This window comes from Mesorhizobium sp. B2-4-1 (genome assembly GCF_006442185.1).
Classification (GTDB): Bacteria; Pseudomonadota; Alphaproteobacteria; order Rhizobiales; family Rhizobiaceae; genus Mesorhizobium.
On the sequence record NZ_VFVN01000004.1, the window covers coordinates 384,924 to 401,780 of the forward strand.

18 protein-coding genes are annotated in these 16,857 nt (G+C 64.3%); 13 read left to right on the top strand and 5 right to left on the bottom strand.

The annotated features are described in order from the left end of the window. Window positions 1–68: 68 nt before the first annotated feature. The 8 genes from FJ949_RS13575 to FJ949_RS13610 all read left to right on the top strand — a co-directional run bounded on the left by FJ949_RS13575 (window position 69) and on the right by FJ949_RS13610 (window position 7,278). Entirely contained in the window at window positions 69–1,325 is a 1,257-nt protein-coding gene (locus FJ949_RS13575) for a flagellar hook protein FlgE (RefSeq protein ID WP_140496229.1), read from the top strand. A gap of 28 nt (window positions 1,326–1,353) precedes the next feature. Further along, on the top strand, window positions 1,354–2,805 hold the full coding sequence (gene flgK / locus FJ949_RS13580; protein WP_140496230.1) for a flagellar hook-associated protein FlgK: 1,452 nt from the start codon (window positions 1,354–1,356) through the stop codon (window positions 2,803–2,805). Between the two features lie 3 nt (window positions 2,806–2,808). Continuing rightward, complete coding sequence (locus FJ949_RS13585; protein ID WP_140496231.1) at window positions 2,809–3,852, top strand: flagellar hook-associated family protein; 1,044 nt, start codon at window positions 2,809–2,811, stop codon at window positions 3,850–3,852. A gap of 30 nt (window positions 3,853–3,882) precedes the next feature. Further along, complete coding sequence (gene flaF / locus FJ949_RS13590; RefSeq protein ID WP_140496232.1) at window positions 3,883–4,230, top strand: flagellar biosynthesis regulator FlaF; 348 nt, start codon at window positions 3,883–3,885, stop codon at window positions 4,228–4,230. Continuing rightward, a complete protein-coding gene (gene flbT, locus FJ949_RS13595) occupies window positions 4,227–4,667 on the top strand; it encodes a flagellar biosynthesis repressor FlbT (protein ID WP_140496233.1) in 441 nt (146 codons plus the stop codon). Before flaF ends, flbT begins: the two co-directional genes overlap by 4 nt. Further along, on the top strand, window positions 4,667–5,074 hold the full coding sequence (flgD, locus tag FJ949_RS13600; protein WP_140496234.1) for a flagellar hook assembly protein FlgD: 408 nt from the start codon (window positions 4,667–4,669) through the stop codon (window positions 5,072–5,074). Before flbT ends, flgD begins: the two co-directional genes overlap by 1 nt. Before the next feature lie 21 nt (window positions 5,075–5,095). Then, window positions 5,096–5,362: a flagellar biosynthesis protein FliQ gene (fliQ, locus tag FJ949_RS13605; protein WP_140496235.1), complete on the top strand. Its 267-nt coding sequence runs from the start codon at window positions 5,096–5,098 to the stop codon at window positions 5,360–5,362. Between the two features lie 272 nt (window positions 5,363–5,634). Then, complete coding sequence (locus FJ949_RS13610; protein ID WP_140496236.1) at window positions 5,635–7,278, top strand: MFS transporter; 1,644 nt, start codon at window positions 5,635–5,637, stop codon at window positions 7,276–7,278. Window positions 7,279–7,331: 53 nt separating this feature from the next. Here FJ949_RS13610 and FJ949_RS13615 read toward each other — a convergent pair whose 3' ends face one another. The 3 genes from FJ949_RS13615 to FJ949_RS13625 all read right to left on the bottom strand — a co-directional run bounded on the left by FJ949_RS13615 (window position 7,332) and on the right by FJ949_RS13625 (window position 10,392). Beyond that, entirely contained in the window at window positions 7,332–8,069 is a 738-nt protein-coding gene (locus FJ949_RS13615) for a DUF4336 domain-containing protein (RefSeq protein ID WP_140496237.1), read from the bottom strand. 96 nt (window positions 8,070–8,165) lie between these two features. Next, window positions 8,166–9,962: a chloride channel protein gene (locus FJ949_RS13620; RefSeq protein ID WP_140496238.1), complete on the bottom strand. Its 1,797-nt coding sequence runs from the start codon at window positions 9,960–9,962 to the stop codon at window positions 8,166–8,168. Window positions 9,963–10,092: 130 nt separating this feature from the next. Beyond that, the gene (locus FJ949_RS13625) at window positions 10,093–10,392 is read right to left on the bottom strand and encodes a putative quinol monooxygenase (RefSeq protein ID WP_140496239.1); all 300 of its coding nucleotides are present in this window, start codon (window positions 10,390–10,392) and stop codon (window positions 10,093–10,095) included. 113 nt (window positions 10,393–10,505) lie between these two features. Here FJ949_RS13625 and flhA point away from each other — a divergent pair, with 113 nt between their 5' ends. From flhA to FJ949_RS13640, 3 genes are read left to right on the top strand one after another with little or no spacing between them, the layout of a single operon-like run. Next, on the top strand, window positions 10,506–12,593 hold the full coding sequence (flhA, locus tag FJ949_RS13630) for a flagellar biosynthesis protein FlhA (RefSeq protein WP_140496240.1): 2,088 nt from the start codon (window positions 10,506–10,508) through the stop codon (window positions 12,591–12,593). Beyond that, window positions 12,590–13,342, top strand: a complete 753-nt coding sequence (fliR, locus tag FJ949_RS13635; protein WP_140496241.1) for a flagellar biosynthetic protein FliR — start codon at window positions 12,590–12,592, stop codon at window positions 13,340–13,342. The genes flhA and fliR overlap by 4 nt, the downstream gene beginning before the upstream one ends. A 1-nt stretch (window position 13,343) precedes the next feature. Next, window positions 13,344–13,727: a hypothetical protein gene (locus FJ949_RS13640; RefSeq protein WP_140496242.1), complete on the top strand. Its 384-nt coding sequence runs from the start codon at window positions 13,344–13,346 to the stop codon at window positions 13,725–13,727. Between the two features lie 175 nt (window positions 13,728–13,902). Here the strand turns inward: FJ949_RS13640 and FJ949_RS13645 are convergent, their stop codons facing one another. Continuing rightward, entirely contained in the window at window positions 13,903–14,361 is a 459-nt protein-coding gene (locus FJ949_RS13645; protein WP_140496243.1) for a nuclear transport factor 2 family protein, read from the bottom strand. A 90-nt stretch (window positions 14,362–14,451) separates the two neighbouring features. Further along, on the bottom strand, window positions 14,452–14,814 hold the full coding sequence (locus FJ949_RS13650) for a hypothetical protein (RefSeq protein ID WP_140496244.1): 363 nt from the start codon (window positions 14,812–14,814) through the stop codon (window positions 14,452–14,454). Between the two features lie 80 nt (window positions 14,815–14,894). Between FJ949_RS13650 and FJ949_RS13655 the strand changes: the two genes are divergently transcribed. Both FJ949_RS13655 and FJ949_RS13660 read left to right on the top strand, forming a co-directional pair. Then, window positions 14,895–15,473 carry a TetR/AcrR family transcriptional regulator gene (locus FJ949_RS13655; RefSeq protein WP_140496245.1) on the top strand — a complete coding sequence of 193 codons (579 nt, stop codon included), beginning with the start codon at window positions 14,895–14,897 and terminating at the stop codon, window positions 15,471–15,473. Between the two features lie 472 nt (window positions 15,474–15,945). Further along, window positions 15,946–16,740, top strand: a complete 795-nt coding sequence (locus tag FJ949_RS13660; RefSeq protein WP_140496246.1) for an SDR family oxidoreductase — start codon at window positions 15,946–15,948, stop codon at window positions 16,738–16,740. Window positions 16,741–16,857: the final 117 nt, after the last annotated feature.

A 16,857-nucleotide genomic window follows, 5' to 3' on the forward strand; every position in this document is an offset into this window, starting at 1 on the left:
GCCAGCCTCGCGCAAGACAGGACGCGTAGCCTCGCTGCCAATGGCATGGACATTGCGGAGACATTTCGATGAGCCTCTACGGGATGATGCGGACCGGCGTTTCCGGCATGAACGCGCAGGCCAACCGTCTGTCGACGACAGCCGACAACATCGCCAATTCCGATACCACCGGCTACAAGCGGTCCTCCGCCGAATTTTCAACGCTGGTCATGCCCTCGACGGGCGGCGCCTATAATTCCGGCGGCATCACCACCACGATCCGGCAGGCGGTCAGCGATCCCGGCGTTCTCCAATACACCACCTCTGTCTCCGACCTTGCCGTCAGCGGCGACGGCTTCTTTGTCGTCCAGGACCCGAGCGGTACGCCTTTCCTGACCCGCGCCGGTGCCTTCGTTCCCGATGGACAGGGCAGGCTGGTCAACTCGGCCGGCTTCCAGCTGATGGCCTACAGCTACGAAAATGGCGTGCCGGCGGCGACGGTGAACGGTTTTGAAGGACTGGTCCCGGTCGTCATCTCCGACCAGGGAATGACCGCGACCCCGAGCACCGAGGGTCTCTACAGCGGCAACTTGCCCGCAGGCGCGACGCCGGTCGCGGCCGGCAACCTGCCCACCACCAACGCCGCAGGCGCGCAGTACACCTCGAAATCCTCGATGGTCGCCTATGACAATCTCGGCAACAAGAAGCTGCTCGACGTCTATTTCACCAACACCGGCGCCGGCACCTGGCAGGTGTCGGTCTTCGACCAGTCGAAGGCGACCGCCGGAACGTCATTCCCCTACACCGGCGGCGCGCTTGGCTCGGCCAACCTGACCTTCGACACGACCACGGGCAAGCTCACCGGCGCCGTCGACAGCGTCTCGCTCACCGTGCCCAACGGCAGCACCTTTTCACTGGATCTGTCGGCATTGACTCAGCTCGGCACCGGCTTCACGGTTTCGGACGCTCAGGTCAACGGCCACGCGCCGAGCACCATCGACAAGGTGCAGATCAGCAAGGACGGCACCATCTACGCCCAGTACAAGGACGGCTCCACCAAGCCGCTCTACAAGATCCCGCTGGCCGATGTGCAGAGCCCCGACCAGCTCACCGCGCTGCCCGGCAATGTGTACTCGCAGGGCACCGAATCCGGCGCGGTCCGCGTCGGCTTTGCCAATGAAGGCAAGCTTGGCTCCATCATCTCCGGCGCGCTCGAGAATTCGAACGTCGATATCGCCGAGGAACTGACCAACATGATCGCGGCGCAGCGCAGCTACACCGCCAATTCGAAAGTCTTCCAGACGGGTTCCGACCTGATGGACGTCCTTGTCAACCTGAAGAGATAAAACCGGGCAACGCCCGTGAAAGACCCGCATGTCGCTTTCCACCGCATTGAGCATCGCCCAATCGGCGCTTATGAACACCGCTCGGCAGACCAGCGTTGTCTCGCGCAACGTCGCCGACGCTTCCAATCCGGACTATACGCGCCGCATCGCCGTCGTCACCAGCACTGCGCCGGGCGCGCGCTCGGTTGACATCCAGCGCGTAGCCAACGACCTGCTCTTCCGTCAGAATCTAAGCGCCCTGTCGGCGTACAGCGGCCAGAACGCGCTCTATAGCGGCCTGGATCAGCTGGATGTTTCGGTCAATGGTGTCGACAATGCGTCCTCTCCCTCGACCGCGATCGGCAATTTGCAGCAGGCGCTGCAGCTCTATGCCACCTCGCCGTCCAACCAGAATCTCGGCTCCAGCGTTATCGACGCGGCCAAGCAGGTCGTGCGCTCCCTGAACGAAGGCTCCAGGGCCATTCAGGACTTTCGCACCCAGACCGACGGCCAGATCGCCACGGCGGTAGACGATCTCAACTCGCTGCTCAGCCAATTCCAGGACGCCAACCAGGCTGTCATATCAGGCACGCGCTCCGGCACCGACGTTTCCGATGCGCTGGACCAGCGCGACGCGCTTTTGAAGAAGATCTCGGACTATGTTCCGGTCTCCACCTTCACGCGCGGCGACAATGACATGGTCATCACCACGGGTGACGGCACGACGCTGTTCGAAACCATCCCGCGCACGGTCAGCTTCGCCCCGTCCTCCGGCTACAGCGCCGGTACCGTCGGCAACGCCCTCTACATCGACAATGTGCCGATCTCGGCGGGAACCGGCGGCAACACCAGCGCCAGCGGCAAGCTTGCCGGTTTGCTGCAATTGCGCGATGGCGTAGCCTCGACCATGCAGAGCCAGCTCGACGAGACCGCGCGCGGCCTGATCACGGCGTTCGCCGAGACCGCGCCGTCAATGCCCAACGCCGCCGGGCTGTTCACCTGGTCGGGCGCGCCGGCGGTGCCGGCCGCTGGCACGCTGGTCAATGGCCTTGCCGGCACGATCAGCGTCAATGCCGCCATGGATCCAAGTGTCGGCGGCAATCCGGCACTGCTGCGCGACGGCGGCGCCAACGGCGCGGCCTATATCGTCAACACTGGTGGCGCCTCTTATTCCAGCCTTCTGGTCGCCTATGGCGACCGGCTCGATCAGCCGATGACATTCGACCCCGCCGCCGGGATTTCGGCGACGTCGAGCGTTGCCGACTATGCCGCCAATTCGATCGGTTGGCTCCAGAGCGTGCGCCAGCAGGCTTCGACCGCAGCCGACGCCAAGCAAGCCCTGGCATCGCGCAGCGCCGAGGCGCTGTCCAACGCGACCGGCGTCAATGTCGACCAGGAAATGTCGCTGCTTCTCGATCTCGAACACACCTATCAGGCATCGGCCCGAATGATGAAAACCGTCGACGACATGTTGGCGGCTCTGCTCAGCGCGGTGGGATAATCCATGACCTCAGTCTCTTCGGCCGCTCTCTCGAACGCCATGCGCTATCAGCAGATGCGCATGCAGGCCGAGCTCGTCAAAGCCACGAAGGAGTCCTCCACCGGCAGGGTCGCCGATGTCGGCCTGGCACTGGGCGGACGCACCGCCCAGTCCGTAACCTTCTCGCGCGATCTCGACCGGCTCAATGTCATTATCGATTCCAACGGCCTGGTGGCCGCCCGGCTCTCCTCGACGCAGACCTCGCTCGGCCAGCTCTCCAGCGTCGCGCAGACCTTGCTGTCGAGCCTGACCACCTCAACGTCGGGCGATTCTTCCGCCAACCTCACCCAGTCGGCCGGCAAGACGGCCGTCCAGCAGCTCGCCTCGATCCTCAACACCAGCGTCAACGGCGAGTATCTGTTTGCCGGCACCAACACCGACGTCAAGCCGATCAACGATTTCACAGCGGCCGGATCACCCGCCAAGGCTGCCTTCGACGCCTCCTTTGTCGCCAATTTCGGTTTCACGCCGGATGACCCCGCCGCGGCAAACATCACCGCGGCCCAGATGGACGATTTCATCACCAACGACGTCGAGCCGCAGTTCTTCGGTTCGGGCTGGCAGGCCAACTGGTCGAACGCCACCGACCAGCAGATCGTCAGCCGCATCGCGCTCAACGAAACCACCGCGACCTCGACCAGCGCCAACAGCGACGGCATCAAGAAGCTCGCCATGGCGGCGGCCATGGTCTCCAGCCTGATGTCGACCAACATCAGCCAGGCGGCGAAGGACACCATCGTCGGCCGCTCGCAGTCGCTGGTCGGCGAAGCGCTGAGCGGCATCGGCCAGGTTCAGTCCGAAACCGGCATCGTCCAGAAGCGCGTGTCCGACGCCGTCGACCGCATGAAGACGCAGGTCGACCTGTTCGAGCGCCACATTCTCGATCTTGAAGCGGTCGACCCGGCCGAAGCCGCGACCCGCGTCGCCGACCTGACGCAGCACATCGAGACCTCCTTCGCATTGACGGCGCGGCTCCAGCAGCTCAGCCTGTTGAATTACCTGACCTGACAACTCTGAACCGGAACGGTAGAGCCAACGATGTACCAATTCTCCTACGCCGACATCCAGAGCACCTCTGTCGCCGACGCGAAGGACCGTGAACGGGAGCTGCTGACCCGCTCGATCGACATGCTGGCGGCGGCCGCCGCCCTTGGCCCCGCTTCGATGGAGGCAGTGGAGGCGCTGCATTTCACCAACCGCGTCTGGACCGCCTTTGTCGAGGATCTCGGCTCCAACGACAACGCGCTTCCCAAGGAACTGCGCGCCAACCTGATTTCGATCGGCCTTTGGCTGCTGCGCGAGGCGGAAGACATCCGCCAGGGCCGCACCCAGAATTTCGAGGGACTGATCGAGGTATCCCAGATCATCCGCGACGGCATTCAATGACCAACACGCTGAAGATATCGCTGAAGCCGAACGAGAAGATCTACATCAACGGTGCGGTCATCCGCGTCGACCGCAAGGTCACCGTCGAATTGATGAACGACGTGCAGTTCCTGCTCGAAAGCCATGTGATCCAGGCCGATGACGCCTCGACGCCGCTCAAGCAGCTGTATTTCATCCTCCAGGTGATGCTGATGAACCCGGCCGGCGCCGGCGAGGCGCGCGAAATGTTCCGCCGCTCCCTGCCGCTGCTGCTTGCAAGTTTCGAGGACGCCGAGATCGGCAGTGCGCTGAAACAGATCGACCGCATGGTCGGCGAGGACCACATCTACGAGGCGCTAAAGGCGATCCGGTCGCTCTATCCGCTCGAACGCCGCGCGCTGGGCGGCAATGACGACGTTCCGGGCGCCTCGCGTCCGCTGGCTGTGGGAGCACGCTGATGACCGTGGACATGACGACGACGATACCGGTTGGCGCCAATCAGGCCAGCCAGCAGACCTCCAAGACCGCTGTCGACTACCAGTCCTTCCTGAAGCTTCTGATCGCCGAGATGAAGAACCAGGATCCGACCAAGCCGATGGATTCGACACAGTACGTCGCCCAGCTCGCCACCTTCTCGCAGGTCGAGCAGTCTGTGCAGACCAATACCAAGCTGGACCAGATCATGCAGTCCTCGGCGCTGTCGCAGGCCGATGCGCTGATCGGGCGCTCGATAACGTCCGCCGACGGCAACACGACGGGCACCGTCGCGTCCGTGCGCCTTGCCAGCAGCGGCCTCATCGCCGTGCTGGGCAACGGCACCGAGATCGCGGTCGGCCCCGGCGTCTCGGTCAAGGCGGCAAGCTGACGGCTCCGGCGGGCCGATCCCATGAACGAGGCCGACGCACTCGACATCGTCCAGTACGCGGTGTGGACGGTGCTGACCGCATCCGCCCCGGTGGTGCTGGTCGCCATGGCGGTGGGTATCGGCATCGCCTTGATCCAGGCCCTGACACAGGTCCAGGAGATCACCTTGACCTTCGTGCCGAAGATCGTCGCCATCATGCTCGTGGCGGCACTGACCGGTCCCTTCATCGGCAGCCAGATATCGGCCTTCACCAACGTCGTCTTCGAGCGCATTGAAAACGGGTTCTAGCTGCTTGCGGCGAGCCCGCCCGTTCTGTCCCGACGACTTACCGGCAGCAGCCCGGCCCTCGCCGACGGCGGATCGTGTACGGCATAGGCTGCATCCGCGGCGCGGCATCGAAGCAAAGCCGCACGGCTGCGTGGTCCTCCTCTATCCCCTTGTTGGACCATGATCTTTTTTTCGAGACGGTCGCTCTTTGCGGCACGATGCCATAGTTTCGGCAAACCATCCGGGGAAACGGATCACCGCAACGATCGGCAAGCCATGGCAGGGCCTTTCCTATGATTGACGAAAAGCCGGAGAGCGAGAGCGTTTCAGCGCTGGCGCCGTTCCGGCACGGCATCTTCCGCGCCGTGTGGTCGGCCAGCCTCGTGTCGAATTTCGGCGGCCTCATCCAGGGCGTCGGCGCCGCCTGGATGATGACCACGATCGCCACCTCGCCCTATCAGGTCGCGCTGGTGCAGGCCTCGACCACCTTGCCGATCATGCTGTTCGCGCTCGTCGCCGGCGCCATCGCCGACAGCTTCGACCGGCGCAAGGTTATGCTGGTCGCCCAGACCTTCATGCTGGTCGTCTCGGTGCTTCTGACCCTGTTCACCTATTCCGGCTTGATGACGCCGTGGACGCTGCTTGCCTTCACCTTCCTGATCGACAGCGGCACGGCACTGAACAGCCCGTCCTGGCAAGCCTCCGTCGGCGACATCGTGCCCCGCAACAAAGTGCCGGCCGCCGTCGCGTTGAACTCGATGGGCTTCAACCTGACCCGCAGCGTCGGTCCGGCGATCGGCGGCATCATCGTCGCCGCAGCCGGGGCGGCGGCCGCCTTCGCGGCCAACGCGGTGAGCTATATCGGTCTCATCGTCGTGCTGGCGCGCTGGAAGCCGCAGGTTCAGCCATCGACGCTGCCGCGCGAATCGCTTGGCGCGGCCATGGGCGCAGGCCTGCGCTATGTCGCCATGTCGCCCAATATCGGCAAGGTGCTGGTCAGGGGCTCCGCCTTCGGCTTCAGCGCCGGCGCGGTGCTGGCGCTCCTGCCGCTGGTGGCACGCGACGTCGTCAAGGGCGACGCCCTGACCTACGGCATCATGCTGGGCGCCTTCGGCATCGGCGCGGTCGGCGGCGCGCTGATCAGCGTGCGGCTGCGCCAGCTTTTGTCCAGCGAGACCATGGTGCGCTCGGCCTTCGCCGGCTTCGCCGTCTGCGCCTTCAATGCCGCCGTCAGCCACGACGCCTGGCTGACATCGCTCGGCCTGCTGGTCGGCGGCGCGTGCTGGGTGATCGCGCTTTCGCACTTCAACGTCACCGTGCAGATGGCAACGCCGCGCTGGGTCGTCGGCCGGGTGCTGTCGGTCTATCAGACCGCGACCTTCGGCGGCATCGCGCTCGGCAGCTGGATCTGGGGCATCGTCGCCGACGCGCATGGCGCCGGGACAGCGCTGATTGCGGCGGCCATCGCCATGCTGGCTGGCGGCGCCATCGGCCTCGTGCTGCCGCTGCCGCAGCAGCAGGTGCTGAACCTCGATCCGCTCAACCGTTTCAAGGAGCCGCACCTCGCGCTCGACCTGAAACCGCGCAGCGGCCCCATCGCCATCATGATCGAATACATCATCCGCGACGAGGACGTGCCGGAGTTCCTGGCCACCATGGCCGAGCGCGGCCGCATCCGCCGTCGCGACGGTGCCCGCAACTGGACGCTGGCGCGCGATCTCGAAAATCCGGCGATCTGGATCGAGCACTACCACACGCCGACCTGGCTCGAATATGTCAGGCACAATGGCCGCATCACCCAAGCCGACGCCATGGTCGGCGAGCGCCTGCGGGCACTGCACAGCGGCGACGAGCCGCCGCGGGTGCGCCGCGTGATCGAGCGCCCGACAACCGCGGGCACGGCGCTGGTCATGGCAAAGGGGCCGATCGAGCATTAGGAGTGCAGGAAAGCGCGAAGACGTTTTCGTCCGGGCTTGCATCAGACAAAGCGTTAGAGCGGACCCAGCCAGCGGAACGCGCGCTTCAGTTCGGCGACGCCATCGTGTTCGTACCAACGGCCGTGCGCCATGATCACGCGTTCCGGATTCCATTCTATCATCTTTTCGACTGCCGCCTTGAGTTGCCCCCTGGGGAAGGTCAATCGCAAATCGCGCGGCGTCTTGCCATCCGGATCAACGACACCAGCCGCCCTGGCAAGCCAGCGCCACGGCCAGCCAAGCTTCCGCGGTTCGAAGTTCTCGATCACGTCTGTCAGGATCAATGTTCGGCTGACGGAATGGAAGAAAACCATCTCTGTCATGAAGCTGCCTTCCACCGGCAGCGACTTGAGGTCATCGTCCCACGGGTAGCCGCTCTCGGCACCAAGCTCGTTCGCCTCGAAATCGATCCTGTCGCCCGCCTGCTCGCGAATCCGCGGTGCCAGCCAGATGCCCGCATCCGCAAAGGCCCTGCGCCACATCGGAATCCACCAATAGTGGATCCGGTTCGGCCCGATGATGTAGCGGACCTTGCCCAATCCAGCGATCTCGGCCTCGAGGCTCTCTGTCAGCAAGGTGGGTGAATGGACGAACAAATCGCCATCGTTGACGCGGATGACGGTCATCCGCGTCGGAAACCGCATTTTCGGCCAAGGCATGCCGAAGCGGATGACCGGGCCATCCACGATCCAGATGTCCTTCGAAACCAGCTTTAACGTGTTGAGCGGCGGATATGGTGTGCGGTCGGCCATGGTCTGCTGATGTAGGGTGGAGAACAAGCTTGGCCACGGCAGCTTCGTCTTGCACGAGTTCAGCCGGGCCGGCTCGGCAGCCTACCTTCGCCCGACCTACCCTTCGCCCGACAAGTCCCGGCGCGCTTTTTCCAGCTCCTCGGCATAGCGCCGCATCAGATGGCCCTCGGTCAGCAGTCCGAGCACGATGTGGTCGGTGAAATCCTCGACCACGGCCAACTCCTCGGCGCCGGCCCGCTGGAAGGTCTCGGCGGCCGACTGCACGTTCATGCTCGGCACCAGGACGGCATCCTTGTATTGCGCGAGGTCGCGCACCGCCGTCTCGCCGTCGGACAGGTCGCTGTGCAGTTCGGCAACGATCAGCACGCCGACATATTGATCGCCGGCGTCGACGGCAATGACGCGCTGGGCCGAACCCAGCGGCACCTGCTTGCGGAAGGCCGCAAGCGTCGTGTCGGCATTGATGGTCTTGATGTCCTTGCGCATCATCGAGCCGACGGTCAGGCTGCGCATCCAGCCGACGTCATGGGCGCTGCGGATCGTCTCGCCGCGCAGATGAAAACGCCACGTCGAGAAGGAGTAGCCGAAGGTCTCGCGCACCAGGATCGCCGCCATGATCGAGGCCGCCAGGACGACGCCGGTTAGCGTCAGGTCGCGGGTCGATTCCAGCGCCAGGAACGTCATCGTCAGCGGCCCGCCGACGACGCCGACCGCCAGCGATGTCATGCCGACGACGGCAGCGACGGCGGGATCGATGCCGGTCGACGGCGAGATGAAAGCCATCACATCGGCGAATGCCTTGCCGAGCAGGGCGCCAAGAAACAGAGAAGCGAAGAACAGTCCGCCGCGAAACCCCGAACCCAGCGAGATCGCGGAAGCTGCCAGCTTCAGCACGAAGACGCTGGCCACCACGCTCAGCCCATAGTTCATGGCGAATTCGCGATGCAGCGCGCCGTGGCCGCTCGACAGCACCTGTGGCGTGACCAGCCCAAGCAGGCCGACGATGACGCCGCCGATGACGGGACGCAGCGAGGCGTCGACCGACAGTTTGGCAAAGGCGCGCTCGACCAGCGTCACCAGATGCATGATGGCGATCGAGGCGGCCCCGCCAAGAAGCCCAAGCAGCAGGAAGGGCACGTACTGGCTGGCCGTGAGTGCCGGCAGGCCCGCAAGCTCCAGCGGGAACGGCACGCCGCCGAACATCTCGGCGGTGAGCGAGGCGGAGATCGCCGCGGTCATGACAGGCACCACATTGGCGACCGAATAGATGCCGATGACCAGTTCGAAACCATAGAAAGCGCCGGTCAGCGGCGCGTCGAAAGCCGCCGCGATGGCGCCGGCCGCGCCGCAGCCGACCAGGATGCGGACATCGTTGCGGCGCAGCTTGAAAAGCCGCGCCAGCCGCGAAGCCAGGCCGGAACCGACCTGCGTATAGCCGGCTTCCAGCCCGACAGAGGCGCCGAAACCGCTGGAGATCATGGTCTGGCCGGCGATGATGAACGTATCGGTCAGCGACATGCGACCGCCATAGAGCGCGTTGGCCTCGATCGGGTCGACAGGCGTGCGGAATCTCCGCTTTCTCAGCCAGATCACCGTCAGCCCGAGCAGGATGCCGCCGATCGCCGGGATCAGGGCCTGCATGGGGTGGGCGAGGGAGAACATGCCGGAAAGCCGGCCGCCGGGCTGCACGCCGAACAACAGTCCGTGCAGGTCCTGCACGATCTGGCTCATCGCGGTGACCAGTATGCCCGCCATCACGCCGACGATGCCGGCAAGGACGACAACCGCGATGCCTCGCGCTTCGAGCAGCGGGATCGAATTGATGAGCACCGCGCGCAGCCGGCGAGCGTAGACTTGCGGTTGATTCCTGGGCGATTGGTTTTTGGTAAGCACCGGAGCGGCTCGCCGACATCAGCAAGGCATTGAAAACACTGCCGTGCTGATACGCCGAGCGGCACCGCATGGCAACCACAATGACGGCGCCCGCGCGCCCTTTGGAGGGAGCCCGTCCGGCCGCCGATGGTCAGGTCGGCTTCGGGTCGCCGGCCTCGTAGAGCACGAGATTGCGCTCGCCGATGCCGAGCGACGGCCAGCTTGCGCGCCAGTCCACAAGGTGTGGCGCGGCGAAATGCGCATCGAGCGCCGCCCTGTCATTCCAGACTTCCGTGACCCGGATCAACCCGGCATCGAGGACATCCTGCGCATAGGAGTATGCGAGGCAACCGGGCTCGGCACGGCTGGCAACAACCATGCGTTCCATCGCTGGCCTTGCCTGTTCGAGCTTGTCGGGTGGCAGACGAACCGTGCCGATGACCAGCAGCATGAGATTTCCTTTCGATGGTTGGGCAGGCCACTCTCCCACCCTCGCGCAAGCTTGGCCAGCTACCCTCGCCGGGCTGTCGCATGCTCGGCAGCCCACGGTTTTCGAGGACTAGAATGGCGATAAGCGAAAGCATCCAGCCCGGCGCCGTGGCCAAGAACGGTCGCGACGTCTTCTTCGCGCTGGGCATCGTCATCATCCTGGCCGTGCTGTTCCTGCCGATCCCGGCCTTTCTCATCGACGTCGGCCTTGCCTTCTCGATCGCCCTTTCGGTGCTGATCCTGATGGTGGCACTGTGGATCCAGCGGCCGCTCGACTTCTCCTCGTTTCCGACCGTGCTGCTCATCGCCACCATGCTGCGGCTATCGCTCAACATCGCCACCACGCGCATGATCCTGTCGCACGGCAATGAAGGCACGCACGCCGCCGGCTACGTCATCGCCGGCTTCTCCAAACTGGTGATGGCCAGCGATTTCGTCATCGGCCTGATCGTCTTCATGATCCTGATCGTGGTGAACTTCATCGTCATCACCAAGGGCGCCACCCGTATCGCCGAGGTCGGCGCCCGTTTCACCCTCGACGCCATCCCCGGCAAGCAGATGTCGATCGACGCCGACCTCTCCGCCGGCATGATCGACGACAAGACAGCGCAGTTGCGCCGCCGCGAGCTGGAAGAGGAATCCTCCTTCTTCGGCTCGATGGACGGCGCCTCGAAATTCGTCCGCGGCGACGCCATCGCCGGCCTCATCATCACCGCCATCAACATCGTCGGCGGCATCGCCATCGGCTATATCAGGCACGGCATGGGCATGGGCGAGGCCGCCGACGTGTTCATCAAGCTGTCGGTCGGCGACGGTCTGGTCACCCAGATCCCGGCGCTCATCGTCTCGCTCGCCGCCGGCCTGCTGGTTTCCAAGGGCGGTACACGCGGTTCGACGAACCAGGCCGTGTTCGGCCAGCTCGGCGCGCATCCGCGAGCGCTATATGTGGCGGCGGCGCTGCTGGTGCTGCTCGGCCTGATGCCCGGCCTGCCGTTCTTCCCCTTCTTCGCGCTCGCCGGCGGCATGGCCGGCCTCGGCTATGTCATTCCGATGCGCCACAACCGGGCCATGGCCGAGGCCGAGGCGCTGAAGAACCAGGAGAAGGCGACCAAGGCCGAGGAAGAGAAGAACTCGGTCAAGGCCTCGCTCGCCACCGCCGAGATCGAGCTTCTGATCGGCAAGCAGCTTTCGACCCGGCTGCTGGTCTCGCATCAGGAGCTGGTCTTCCGCATGGCCAAGATGCGCAAGAAGTTCGCCCAGCAATATGGCTTCGTCGTGCCCGAAGTGCGCGTCGCCGACGATTTCGCCATCCCGCCGAAAAGCTATCAGATCAAGGTGCACGGAACGGTGGTCGCCGAATATTCGATGCGCGTCGGGGAGATCATGGTGCTGCTCGGCAACCGCGACGTTCCCGAAATTCCGGGCGAGGAGATCCGCGAGCCGGCCTTCGGCATGCGTGCCTATTCCGTCATGGAAACATTCGCCGAGGATCTGAAGCGCGAGAACTACACCTTTGCCGACAACATGTCGGTGCTGCTCACCCATCTCTCCGAGGTCATCCGCAACAACCTGCCGCAGCTTCTGTCCTACAAGGACATGAAGGCGCTGCTCGAGCGCCAGGATCAGGAATACCGCAAGCTCGCCGACGAGATCTGCACCACGCACATCTCCTATCCCGGCCTGCAGGCAGTGTTGAAGCTGCTGCTGGCCGAGCGTGTCTCGATCCGCAACCTGCACCTGATCATCGAGGCCATCGCCGAGATCGCGCCGCATGTGCGCCGCACCGAGCAGATCGTCGAGCATGTCCGCATCCGCATGGCGCAGCAGATCTGCGGCGATCTTTCGGAGGGCGGCGTGCTCAAGGTGTTGCGTCTCGGCAACCGCTGGGACCTCGCCTTCCACCAGAGCCTCAAGCGCGACGCCAAGGGCGAGGTGCGCGAGTTCGATATCGATCCGCGCCAGCTGGAAGAATTCGGCCAGGACGCCACCAAGGCGATCAAGAAATTCCTCGAAGCCGGCGAGCGTTTCGTCCTCGTCACCGCGCCCGACGCGCGCCCCTATGTGCGCATGATCATCGAGCGGCTGTTCACCACGCTGCCGGTGCTCTCGCATGTCGAAATCGCCAAGGGCGTCGAGATCAGGGTGCTCGGGACCATATCGTGAGCGTTCTCTCGCAAGCGGTCGTCATCGCGGCGTTCCTCGCCTTCTGCCGCATCGGCGCCTGCTTCATGCTGATGCCCGGCCTGTCCAGCGCCCGCATCCCGGTGCAGGTCAGGCTGTTCGTTGCGGTCGCCGCCACCGGCGGCCTGCTCGCCTTCCTGTGGGACAAGATCTTTCCCTTCGTCGATCCGCGTCCGCAGATCCTGGTGCCGATGATCGTTTCCGAACTCCTGGTCGGCGGCCTGATCGGCGCCATGACCAGGCTCTACATGGAAGCCCTGCGCTTCATGGGGTCGGCCATCGCCATGCTGATCGGCTATGGCGGCTCGGGCGGGCCAGCGATCGAGGAGCCCGAACCGCAGGCGGCGCTCGCCGCCATGATCTCGTTCTCGGCACTGCTGCTGCTGTTCGTCTTCGACTTCGACCATGAGATCATACGCGCGCTGGTGACGTCCTATACGGTCGCGCCGGTCAACGTCTTCTTCAACCCGCAGGCGGCACTGGTCGATGTCGCCGACACGGTGTCGGACACCTTCTTCCTGGTCATCCGCCTCGGCAGCCCTTTCGTCGCCTATGCCATTCTCGTCAACCTGACGATCGGCTTCGTCAACAAGCTGACGCCGCAGATCCCGATCTATTTCATCTCTCAGCCCTTCGTCATCGCCGGCGGCATGCTCATCTTCTATTTCGCCGTCGGCTCCATGCTGTCGCTGTTCGTCGACGGCTTTGTCGACCTGACGCTGGCGAGGTGACATGAGCACGCGCAAGGACCGCCTGAAGAAGCTGGTCAAGGTTCAGGAACAGTTGAAGGCGCTGCACGAGACGCGCCACGCCACCCTCCTCGCCGCCGCAAATGCCGCCGAAGCCGAGGCCAAGGAACTGGTCGAGCATTTCGACAAGGACAATTCCCTCTCCGGCCTTTTCCCCGATCTCTACCACCGCCGCATCGCCCAGGCCGTCGTGCGCCAGGAGGCGAACCTCGAAAGCGCCAGGAAGGAGGCCGGCCTCGTCGCGTCGGCAACCGCGCGCACCAACATGGTCGAGCGCGCCTACAAGGACGTGCGCAACCGCGACGAACGCGAACGCTCCGACCGCGAGCGCCTCGATCTGATCGCGCAGAAGCGGGGACAGGAGTAGAGGAGGAGGTCTGGACGCAAAGCAAGCCTTCGCAGCGGAATCCTGACTGACCGCTTTGCGCCTCGTACGGGCTATGGATGCAATTTCGCGTCTACCCAGAAGCCGCCCGTACAGCCTGTCGAAGAATGTGCCGAGCCTCCGCATTGCGGAGGATCGTAAAAAGGCGACGTTTCAGCTAACTTGTTATCTGCTCGGCGGCAGCTTCCTCGAGGCCAGCTGCCGCTTGGACGGCAAGACCGCGAGCCGCTGCCTGTGAATCGTAAAATTCCTCCAGCGCATGGACCCTGCCCCACCGCAGGGTAAACACGTGGAGACCTCGGTTGATGTACGACGTGTCGCCGTTGAGCAGGGTCGCGGTGCCATCCCACTGGGCAAACACAGTGGTATGCCACGGCCAGCCCTCCACCCAGATGTGATTGACCCTGAGACGGAGGGTGGGCAGAACACGGCCGAGGCGTTCAAACCAGCGGCGCAGGGCTTCCTTGTCGTGGCGCTCTCCACCAAGCGCGTGGGCGCCGCCAACCCGATGATGGACATGCGGCGCGAGTGCTTTCACCGCCGCATCCCAGCGATGATTGTTGACGTCATCGAAGCTCTTTCGGATCGATTTCTCGACAAAATAGCTATATAGCATATCACTCTCCTCCAACTCATTCGGTAGCGCGATCGAAGGTACCTGTGGCGAGCTGTTCGGACGCAGCCGACGCCACGCAGGGTCTGCGCGTCAGCGCATTGTCGCGTCGGCTCGCAGGTATGTGTCGGTCTCGGTCGAGATCGTGACCTCCTCGCCCGACCTTGAGAACGCGTAAAGCGAATCCTGGTGGCCCGGCATGGAAAAGGCCACGGAGTCGCCGTCAGCAAGGCCCATGACGAAGCGCAGCGGATCACCTCCGATCTTCGGCGCGAAGGTGGCGGTGACCTCCAGCAGGCCGCCGTTGACCGGGACGTAGTAGACCACCATGTCGAGCTGTCCCTCGTGCAGGCTGGCAGCTTCGATCGGGCGTCCGATGGTCGCTTCCTCGGCAAAAGCCGGTTTCGCAAGAAACATCGCGGCCAGAACGGACGCACTCAGGGTTTTGCGGATCATCTCATATCTCCTTTTTTGGATTGCGTTCGACCTCTATATAATGTATAGATTACGAATGCAATCTAAAAAAGGAGATGGCGATGCGCGTAAGTCGCACTCAGGCCGCGGAAAACCGCGAAACCGTGATCAATGTGGCAAGCCGCCTTTTTCGGGAGCGAGGTTTTGACGGCATTGGCCTCAAGGATCTGATGAAGGGCGCCGGGCTGACCCAGGGCGCCTTTTACAAGCAGTTCGAGTCAAAGGACGACCTGGCGGCGCAGGCATCCAGGCGCGCGATGGAAAGCGCCACCGACAAGTGGTCGGCCGCGACCGCGGCAAACCCTGGGAAACCGCTCGACGGGGTGATCTCATTCTACCTCAGTATGGATCATCGCGCGGAAAAGATGGACGGCTGCCCGGTCGTCGCGCTCGGCTCGGATGCGGCCAGGCAAGGCGCCGAGGTGAAGGCCTCATTCGAGGCCGGCATCAAGGAGTACCTCGAGATGCTCGGCAGTTGGGTTGGCGAGGACGACAGCGAAAAGGCCGGCGACAAGGCAATGGCCGTTCTCTCGACAATGGTCGGCGCGGTCATGCTCTCGCGGGTGGTCAACGACCCCGACCTCGCGCAGGCTTTTCTGGATGCGGCGGCCGATCAGGTTCGCGAGACAGTCGCCATCTGAACCATGCGGGCAGCGGCGCCTGATCCATCGCTCACCGCTCGGACCGAACCGCCGCGCGCGACTGCGAGGAAGTAACGGATAGTCGTCCCAGCCGGTCGATCATGGAGAAGTTCGCGTCGTCACGTGAAGCCTCCGGTGCGATTTCGCACCACCGTAATGCGTATCTTCCGACTGCATGGCGCGCCTGGGCATGCCTACCTCTTGGCGTGAGGCAGCGGCGATGCGTCCGCCCGAAGGAGAAGCGCGATGAGCTATTCCACCATGAGATTTGGGGCTGTTGGCCAGGCATTGGCCCGTATGTTCGGCCGCCAGGAAATGGCGGTGTGCGTGGCAAGCACCCGGCTCGGCGCCCTTCGGCACTAACATCGGAACGCCTGCGCGCGCTCGCGCGGCTCATCTAGCTGAGCGGCATCAGCTGACCTCCGGGCCATCTGTCCGGTCGTCCGGCCATTTATAATCGGAGATCAAGGGCATGAACATCGAACTCAAGGGCCGCAAGGCCATCGTCACCGGATCGACCGCCGGCATCGGCCGCGCGATCGCCGAAGGGCTCGCGCGCGCAGGCTCCGCCGTCGTCGTCAATGGACGTACGGAAGAGCGGGTCGCCGCGACGCTCCGGGAACTGCGCGCGCTGCTGCCTGACGCCGACCTCACCGGCATTGCCGCCGATCTCGCGACGGCCGAGGGCTCGGCGGCGCTCGCGGCGCAGGCGCCGGATGCCGACATCCTCGTCAACAATGTTGGCACTGCACGTCCCAATGGCTTCTTCGAGCAGGACGACGCCGCATGGCTCGACCTCTTCCAGCTCAACGTGATGAGCGGCGTGCGCGCCGCGCGCCACTATATGCCGGGTATGGTCGAGCGCGGGTGGGGACGGGTCGTCTTCATCAGCAGCGAGTCCGCGCTCGCTATCCCCAAGGAGATGATCGACTACGGCATGACCAAGACCGCGTTGCTGGCCGTGTCGCGCGGGCTGGCCGAACTTGTCGGTGGCACCGGCGTCACGGTCAACGCTGTCCTGCCGGGGCCGACCGACTCCGAGATTCTCGGCGGCTGGATGAAGGCCACCGCGAAGGAGCAGGGCATCACGCAAACGGACGCCGAGCATAATTTCCTGAAATCGCTGCGTCCGACCACGCTCATCAACCGGTTCGCGACAACCGAGGAAGTCGCGAACATGGTCGTCTACACCTGCTCCGAGCAGGCCTCGGCGACCACCGGCGCCGCACTGCGCGTCGACGGTGGTGTGCTCCGCTCGATCGGATGAGCCGCGTCCCACCGCCGCGGTGGCATGAGGGTCGCCGCGGCTGAGCCGGCCTCAAATCGGCGCCGGCTCGGGTGACTCATATCGGCGGCGATTATCGGATCGTCGGAGCCGCCTGGG

Bases quoted from the DNA above. Each gene is read 5' to 3' on its own strand.
- FJ949_RS13575 (WP_140496229.1), top strand. From the start codon at position 69: ATGAGCCTCTACGGGATGATGCGGACCGGCGTTTCCGGCATGAACGCG.
- flgK (WP_140496230.1), top strand. From the start codon at position 1,354: ATGTCGCTTTCCACCGCATTGAGCATCGCCCAATCGGCGCTTATGAAC.
- FJ949_RS13585 (WP_140496231.1), top strand. From the start codon at position 2,809: ATGACCTCAGTCTCTTCGGCCGCTCTCTCGAACGCCATGCGCTATCAG.
- flaF (WP_140496232.1), top strand. From the start codon at position 3,883: ATGTACCAATTCTCCTACGCCGACATCCAGAGCACCTCTGTCGCCGAC.
- flbT (WP_140496233.1), top strand. From the start codon at position 4,227: ATGACCAACACGCTGAAGATATCGCTGAAGCCGAACGAGAAGATCTAC.
- flgD (WP_140496234.1), top strand. From the start codon at position 4,667: ATGACCGTGGACATGACGACGACGATACCGGTTGGCGCCAATCAGGCC.
- fliQ (WP_140496235.1), top strand. From the start codon at position 5,096: ATGAACGAGGCCGACGCACTCGACATCGTCCAGTACGCGGTGTGGACG.
- FJ949_RS13610 (WP_140496236.1), top strand. From the start codon at position 5,635: ATGATTGACGAAAAGCCGGAGAGCGAGAGCGTTTCAGCGCTGGCGCCG.
- FJ949_RS13615 (WP_140496237.1), bottom strand. From the start codon at position 8,069: ATGGCCGACCGCACACCATATCCGCCGCTCAACACGTTAAAGCTGGTT.
- FJ949_RS13625 (WP_140496239.1), bottom strand. From the start codon at position 10,392: ATGCTGCTGGTCATCGGCACGGTTCGTCTGCCACCCGACAAGCTCGAA.
- flhA (WP_140496240.1), top strand. From the start codon at position 10,506: ATGGCGATAAGCGAAAGCATCCAGCCCGGCGCCGTGGCCAAGAACGGT.
- FJ949_RS13640 (WP_140496242.1), top strand. From the start codon at position 13,344: ATGAGCACGCGCAAGGACCGCCTGAAGAAGCTGGTCAAGGTTCAGGAA.
- FJ949_RS13645 (WP_140496243.1), bottom strand. From the start codon at position 14,361: ATGCTATATAGCTATTTTGTCGAGAAATCGATCCGAAAGAGCTTCGAT.
- FJ949_RS13650 (WP_140496244.1), bottom strand. From the start codon at position 14,814: ATGATCCGCAAAACCCTGAGTGCGTCCGTTCTGGCCGCGATGTTTCTT.
- FJ949_RS13655 (WP_140496245.1), top strand. From the start codon at position 14,895: ATGCGCGTAAGTCGCACTCAGGCCGCGGAAAACCGCGAAACCGTGATC.
- FJ949_RS13660 (WP_140496246.1), top strand. From the start codon at position 15,946: ATGAACATCGAACTCAAGGGCCGCAAGGCCATCGTCACCGGATCGACC.